Origin of the sequence: Brevundimonas sp. EAKA, assembly GCF_000698025.1 — a bacterium.
Taxonomy (GTDB): domain Bacteria; phylum Pseudomonadota; class Alphaproteobacteria; order Caulobacterales; family Caulobacteraceae; genus Brevundimonas; species Brevundimonas mediterranea_A.
On sequence record NZ_JMQR01000150.1, the window covers coordinates 1 to 6,365 of the forward strand.

The following is a 6,365-nucleotide window of genomic DNA, read 5'->3' on the forward strand; positions in this document are numbered from 1 at the left end:
TGAGCTGCACCGCCCCGTCCCGTCCCGGCCTCAACTCGGCCAGCCCCGCTGCATGGGCGCTTCCCTACGCCCCGCCGGCGGGGGGGGCGAACGGGCTGCGCCCCCTCGGCGGCGTCAGGGTCTCGCAGTCCCGGCGAGCGGGATCCTCGGCGACCGGCCGGGCGCGACGACCTCGCGCCTGGGCCTGGGCCAGCACGACCGCCGCCTGGGCGTCATGAAAGACCTTGGCCGTCATCCGGTCCAGCGTCGGCGTCTCGGCCGACCCCAGTCGCACCCCCAGGGCGCAGTCGAAATGCTGAAGCGCCAGCGGCGGGCGCAGTTCGGCATGGGCGGTCGCCATCAGCCAGCGGTCCGAATCCTCCAAGGCCGTGAACCGCGCCGACGCCGCCCGGTCGGCCGCATCCTGGGCCGATCCCGCCACGGGCGCTGGGGGCACGGCCTGGGCCAGCCGCGCGACGACGCCGGGCGACAGATAGCCTTCGTCGGTCGTGCTGAAGATCGGACGGGGCGAAGGCCGCCCGGCCGGGGCGCAGGCCGCCAGGGGCAGCGAAGGCAGGATCACCGTCGCCGCGATCAGAGCGGCGACCGGTCTCACAGACCCGCGCTCCAGCTCAGCTGCACCGAGGTCTCGCCGCCGGCGCCCGGCGCGGCCACCACCTGAAGATTGGTCGCGCCCGCCTGGCCGCCCGCCGCGCCATAGGCCCGGGCGTCGCCCTGGTTCATGCCCATGACCGAGGTCAGGCCCGCCTCCTCGGCGCGGGTGCGATAAAAGGCCACCACTTCGTCGGGCGTGGCGGCGGTGGTGAAGGTGACCAGCCCGCCCTCGCCGTCCGGCCCGGCGGCGGTCGTCGCCGGCTGGTCCAGGGCGGCTCCGGGGTACAGGGCGGCATAAGCGGGCGCGCCGGGTGCAGCGGGGATATCCGCCGTCATCGCCTCGGGCGCAGGCGCAGCCTCTCCCTCCGACGGCGAAGCCGGGGCGGTCATTTGGTCAGGGGCGGCGAGGGAGGCCTGGGCCGGCGCCTTTTCGGTCCTGGACCGGTCGTCGCAACCTGCAAGGCAAAGCAAGACTAAGGCGGCCGAGGCCGCCAGACGGCGTATCATCGGGGAATCGTCCCTTGGACCCATGGTCAAGGCGCCACCGTGGCGCAAGGATGCGGCGGCAGCAAGGCGTCAGCGTCAATCGTCGTTTTCAGCGCGGCCCCGTGTCCCCGCCGAGGCCCGCCCTTCTTCGGCGAGGGCCTCGTTGATCTCGAGCGAGTCGGGATCATCGTCCGATCCGCTGGCGGACCCGCCGCGCAGCGAGCCGGCGCGGGTGTCGGAGCCGGAATCTGTGCCGTCCAACGCCTCGATCAGGGCGTCGGCCTTGTGCCCCAGGTCCGGCTTTTCGCCCATGTCGGCGGCCTCGCGCGCATCCTCGCACTCGGCTTCGGTCTTTTCGGCGTCAACGTCCGTCATGGCTCATGTCTCCGGGTTCGTCGGAGGTAAAGCGCCCGACCCTGTTGCGGTTCCCCGCTCCCTGCCCTTGAACCTCGGCCGTCAGCCCCGATCTAGGCCTCATGATCCCGTTCTCAGTTCTCGACCTCTCCCCCATCGTCGAAGGCGGCGACGCCCGCCGCGCCCTCGACGAGACCCTGGCCCTGGCCCAGGCCGCCGACCGGCTGGGCTATGAGCGGTTCTGGCTGGCCGAACACCACAACATGCCCGGCATCGCCAGCGCAGCGACCGCCATCGTCATCGGCCATGTGGCGGCGGGCACCCAGCGCATCCGCGTCGGCTCCGGCGGCGTCATGCTGCCCAACCACGCGCCCCTGGTCGTCGCCGAACAGTTCGGCACCCTGGAGACCCTGTTCCCCGGCCGGATCGACGTCGGCCTGGGCCGCGCACCCGGCACGGACGGCGCCACCGCCCGCGCCCTGCGCCGCTATTTCGACGGCGCCGACCAGTTTCCGCGCGACGTGGTCGAATTGATCCAGTGGTTCGAACCGGCCGCCGACAATCAGCCGGTGCGCGCCGTTCCCGGCGCGGGTCTGCGCGTGCCGATCTGGCTTCTGGGGTCCAGCCTGTTCAGCGCCCAGCTGGCCGGCCAGCTGGGCCTGCCCTACGCCTTCGCCAGCCATTTCGCGCCTGAACTGCTGCTGGAGGCCCTGGCGCTTTATCGCCGCAGCTTCACCCCGTCCGACCGGCTGGCCCAGCCCTACGCCATGGCCGCGATCAACGTCTTCGCCGCCGATACGGACGCGGAGGGCGTGCGCCTGTCCACCTCGATGCAACAGAGTTTCGCCCGGCTCTCGACCGGCAAGCCGGGCAAGCTGCCCCCGCCCGTCGACGACATCACGGCCGTCCTGACCCCGCAACAGATCGAGGGGGCGCGCAGCCGCCTGCTCTATTCCGCCGTCGGCGGGCCGGACACGGTGCGGAAACAGCTGACCGACTTTATCGCCCTGACCGGCGTCGATGAATTGATGGTCACCGGCATGGCCTTCGACAACGCCGCCCGCATCCGCAGCCTCGAGATCGTCGCGGAAGTTCGCGGGCGGATGGAGACGGCGGAAGCGGCGGCGTGAACCCGTACCCTCTCCCGCCGGGAGAGGGCTTGAGCGCCCGAGAGCGTAGCGATCGGTCTTGCGCGAAAGGGTGAGGGGCAAGGTAGTGCGAGTTGGCCCACCGGCGGAACCCTCATCCGGCCCTTCGGGCCACCTTCTCCCGCAAGGGGAGAAGGAAGCGAGTCAGAGCTCCCCCAGAAACCCCAGCAGCAGCCCAGTCACCTCATCCGGCCGCTCCTGCTGGATCCAGTGGCCAGCGCCGGGCAGGACCACCGAACGCGTCAGGTTCGGAACCCAGTCCTTCAGCCCGGTCTCGGCCGAGCCGGCATAGTGTCGGACCGGATCGTCCTCGCCGACGATGAACAGGGCGGGCTGGAGAATCCGCTGCTCCTGCGCGAAGGCGGTCAGCGACCAGTTCAGATCGATCGCCCGATACCAGTTCAGCGGCGCGTCGAAGCCGCCGGCCGTGAAGGCCTCGACATATTCGGCGAAATGGGCGGCGCCCATCCACGGCGGCAGGTCGGCGCCGTCGTCGATACTGTCCAGCAGGCCGACGCCCCGCGCCATGAAGCCGGTGGCCCGTTTCGCGGCCGGGGTGGCGCCGTCATAGGACCAGAACAGTTTCCTCAGCGTCGTCGCCGGATCGGCCTCCAGCGCCCGATGGGCGTCCGCCGCCTGGAACCGGCTGATATAGAGGTCGCCCAGCCCGGCCCGTTCGGACAGGATGGCCATGACGGTCGTCGGCGGTCCCTGGGGCCGACGCGGCTGGAACGGCACGGACAGGCCGGCCACCGCCGTGAACAGATCGGGCCGCAACAGGGCGCAATGCCAGGCGACCGGCGCCCCCCAGTCATGGCCCACGACGACGGCGCTCTGTTTGCCCAGCGCCCGGACCAGATCGACCATGTCCCCGACCAGATGCAGGATCGAACAGGCGTCGACGCCCTTGGGCTTGTCCGTGCCGCCGTATCCGCGCATGTCGGGGGCGACGACATGGTACCCCGTCCGGGACAGGGCCTCGACCTGCGCCCGCCAGCTGACCCCCAGTTCCGGAAAGCCATGGATCAGCAGGACCAATGGCGCGTTAGGGTCTTCGAATCCCGCCTCCAGCACCTGTTGGACAAGGCCGTCGGTCTTGATAAGCCGGGTGCGCATTCCAACCTCCCCATCCCTAGCCAGGGCGGCCTGTGCCGCTTTCATCAAACAGGACGGACATGACCCGCCTCGTCACCTTTGCAGACGGTACGACCGTTCCCGCCCTGGGCCAAGGCACCTGGGAGATGGGCGACGATCCCGCCTGGCGCGACGAGGAGCAGCAGGCCCTGGCGCGCGGCATCGACCTGGGCCTGACCCTGATCGACACGGCCGAGCTCTACGGCGACGGCCGCTCCGAACGGTTGGTGGGCGAGGTCATCGCCGGACGCCGCGACGAGGTCTTTCTGGTCTCCAAGGTCCGGCCCGACAACGCGTCGGAAATGAAGATGATGCTGGCCTGCGAGAAGTCGCTGGAACGGCTGGGGACCGACCGGCTGGACCTGTATCTGCTGCACTGGGAAGGCAATGTCCCGCTGGAAGAGACGGTCGCCGCCTTCCAGGAATTGGTCGACGAGGGGATGATCGCCCGCTGGGGCGTGTCCAATCTGGATATGCGCGCCATGGAACGGCTGATGGAGATCGAGGGAGCCGAGGACTGCGCCGTCAACCAGTTGCTCTATAATCTGGGCTCGCGCGGGGTGGAGTTCGATCTCCTGCCCTGGATGCAGGCCCGCGACATGCCGATGATGGCCTATTCGCCCCTGGGGCGCGGCGAGTTGCTGGAACAGCCCCTGATCCGCGACATCGCCAACCGCCACAGCGCCGACCCGGCTCAGGTAGCGCTCGCCGCCATCCTGCGCCACGACGGCGTCATCGCCATTCCCAAGGCCAGCTCGGTCGAACACGTCGAGGCCAACGCCGACGCCCTGGAGATCCAGTTCGACCTCGAGGATATCGAACGCCTCGACGCCGCCTTCCCCCCGCCCACGCGCGAGACGCCGCTGGATATCATCTGAGGCAAGGGACACGGCCGAACCCCGGCCGCGTCCCTTGCCACGGCGTGATTTAACGGTTGCCGCCGGCCACAGCGATGATTTCACCGGTGATCCAGGCGCTGTCGGGCGAGGCCAGGAAGACGGCCACAGGTGCGATGTCGGACGGCTGACCCATGCGGCCGAGCGGCGTCTGGGCGACCATCTGGACCTCCAGATCCGAGCCGATGATGCCCGTGGCGTGGGTGCCCTCGGTCTCGACGGCGCCGGGCGCGATGGCGTTGACCCGGATCTGGCGCGGGCCGAGTTCCTTGGCGAGCACGCGGGTGATCGAGTCCACGGCGGCCTTGGTGGCCGTGTAGACCGAGGCGGTCGGGATATCGACGGTGGTGGCGCCCGAGCTGATGTTGATCACGCTGCCGCCGTCGGGACCGAAGCGCTTGGCCGCCTCGCTGGTGGCCAGCAGCAGGCCCAGAACATTGATGTCGAACTGGCGTCGGTATTCGGCCTCGGTAAAGTCCTCGATCGGCGCGAAGGCATAGACGCCAGCGTTGTTGACGAGGATGTCCACGCCGCCGAACGCCTTCTGGGTCTCGTCGAACAGCCGCGTGACATCGTCGCTGCTGGCCACGGACGCCTGGACGGCGATGGCCTTGCCGCCGGCGGCGGTGATCTCGGCCACGACCCTGTCGGCCCCTTCGCGGCTGGAGGCGTAGTTGACCGCCACTGCGGCGCCCTCGGCGGCCAGGGCCTTGGCGATGGCCGCCCCGATGCCTTTCGATGCGCCGGTGACGACGGCGGTCTTGCCTGAAAGCTTGCTCATGATCTCTCTCCGGTCGCCTTCAGCGGCGAACGGTTTGATATTTAGATAACCATCGAACTGATTCAATAAGCGGGGCTGTTGATTTTCTGAAACCGGCCTCAGATTTCCGCGAGCTGGGCCAAATAGGCGTTCAGGACGTCGCGCTGCAGCACCAGGAAGGCGAACTTGCCCTGCCGGCAGATCTGGATCAGGCCGGCGGTCTCCAGTTCCTTCATATGGTGCGAGAAGGTGGGGGCGCTGACCGAGACAAGCTGGGCGACCGCGCCGCAAGGGGTGGGTTCGCTGGCCGCGCCGATCTCCTTGAGGATCTGACGGCGACGCGGCTCCGCCAGGGCCTTGGCGATCAGGTTCACCTGGCGTTCGTCCAGCCGGATGCGCGGCGCGTCTTCCATAGGGCTCATATGCGGTGCGAGAGCGCCTGACGCAAATGGGGCGCGACGACACATCGATCGTCGGATCGACTACCCGCCTCGGATCACATCCAATAGCCACGCCCGCGCCTCACCCGCATAGGGGGCCGCCGGGCCTCGCCCCCAGACCGGATCGGGCCACAGGCCGTCGTCGCGACGGCGTCCGACGACATGGACGTGCAACTGGGCCGTCACATTGCCGATAGCCCCGACGTTCAGCTTCTCGACCGGCCCCAATCGCCGCACCAGCGCCCCGGCCCGCACCGTCTCCTCCATCAGCACGGCCCGCTGTTCGACGCTCAGGTCTTCCAGCTCCACCGCCCCCTCGACGCGCGGGATCAGGATCAGCCAGGGAAACCGCACGTCGTCCTGCAGCCGCACATGGCACAGCGGCCATTCGGCGGCGGCGATGGAGCCGGCCTCGAAGGCGGGCGCGACGACAAACCCCATGCTCAGTTCAATCCATAGATGACGCAGGCGCTGTCGGTCATGACCTTCAACGGCGGCTGAAGCGCCAGCCGTGCGGCCTCGATCTGCGCCTCGCTGGGCGCGGCGCCGGTGG

9 protein-coding genes are annotated in these 6,365 nt (G+C 69.4%); 2 read left to right on the forward strand and 7 right to left on the reverse strand.

Going from position 1 to position 6,365, the window contains the following annotated elements:
- Positions 1 to 64 precede the first annotated feature (64 nt).
- From ER13_RS15250 to ER13_RS15260, 3 genes are all read right to left on the reverse strand, one after another.
- A complete protein-coding gene (locus ER13_RS15250; RefSeq protein WP_052005157.1) occupies positions 65 to 595 on the reverse strand; it encodes a hypothetical protein in 531 nt (176 codons plus the stop codon).
- Entirely contained in the window at positions 592 to 1,101 is a 510-nt protein-coding gene (locus tag ER13_RS15255) for a hypothetical protein (protein ID WP_035310603.1), read from the reverse strand. The genes ER13_RS15250 and ER13_RS15255 overlap by 4 nt, the downstream gene beginning before the upstream one ends.
- A 75-nt stretch (positions 1,102 to 1,176) precedes the next feature.
- Complete coding sequence (locus ER13_RS15260) at positions 1,177 to 1,455, reverse strand: hypothetical protein (protein WP_008261484.1); 279 nt, start codon at positions 1,453 to 1,455, stop codon at positions 1,177 to 1,179.
- 101 nt (positions 1,456 to 1,556) lie between these two features.
- On the opposite strand from ER13_RS15260, the gene ER13_RS15265 reads away from it, so the two are divergent.
- Positions 1,557 to 2,564 (forward strand): LLM class flavin-dependent oxidoreductase, encoded by a 1,008-nt coding sequence (locus ER13_RS15265; protein WP_035310608.1) that lies wholly within the window; start codon positions 1,557 to 1,559, stop codon positions 2,562 to 2,564.
- 162 nt (positions 2,565 to 2,726) lie between these two features.
- Here the strand turns inward: ER13_RS15265 and ER13_RS15270 are convergent, their stop codons facing one another.
- The gene (locus ER13_RS15270; RefSeq protein WP_035310609.1) at positions 2,727 to 3,698 is read right to left on the reverse strand and encodes an alpha/beta fold hydrolase; all 972 of its coding nucleotides are present in this window, start codon (positions 3,696 to 3,698) and stop codon (positions 2,727 to 2,729) included.
- Positions 3,699 to 3,757: 59 nt separating this feature from the next.
- Between ER13_RS15270 and ER13_RS15275 the strand changes: the two genes are divergently transcribed.
- Positions 3,758 to 4,594 carry an aldo/keto reductase gene (locus ER13_RS15275; RefSeq protein ID WP_035310611.1) on the forward strand — a complete coding sequence of 279 codons (837 nt, stop codon included), beginning with the start codon at positions 3,758 to 3,760 and terminating at the stop codon, positions 4,592 to 4,594.
- 49 nt (positions 4,595 to 4,643) lie between these two features.
- Here the strand turns inward: ER13_RS15275 and ER13_RS15280 are convergent, their stop codons facing one another.
- The 3 genes from ER13_RS15280 to ER13_RS15290 form a co-directional block, all read right to left on the reverse strand.
- Positions 4,644 to 5,393: a glucose 1-dehydrogenase gene (locus ER13_RS15280; RefSeq protein ID WP_035310613.1), complete on the reverse strand. Its 750-nt coding sequence runs from the start codon at positions 5,391 to 5,393 to the stop codon at positions 4,644 to 4,646.
- Positions 5,394 to 5,491: 98 nt separating this feature from the next.
- On the reverse strand, positions 5,492 to 5,794 hold the full coding sequence (locus ER13_RS15285; protein ID WP_155988175.1) for a helix-turn-helix transcriptional regulator: 303 nt from the start codon (positions 5,792 to 5,794) through the stop codon (positions 5,492 to 5,494).
- A gap of 60 nt (positions 5,795 to 5,854) precedes the next feature.
- The gene (locus ER13_RS15290; protein WP_035310617.1) at positions 5,855 to 6,253 is read right to left on the reverse strand and encodes an HIT domain-containing protein; all 399 of its coding nucleotides are present in this window, start codon (positions 6,251 to 6,253) and stop codon (positions 5,855 to 5,857) included.
- Positions 6,254 to 6,365: the final 112 nt, after the last annotated feature.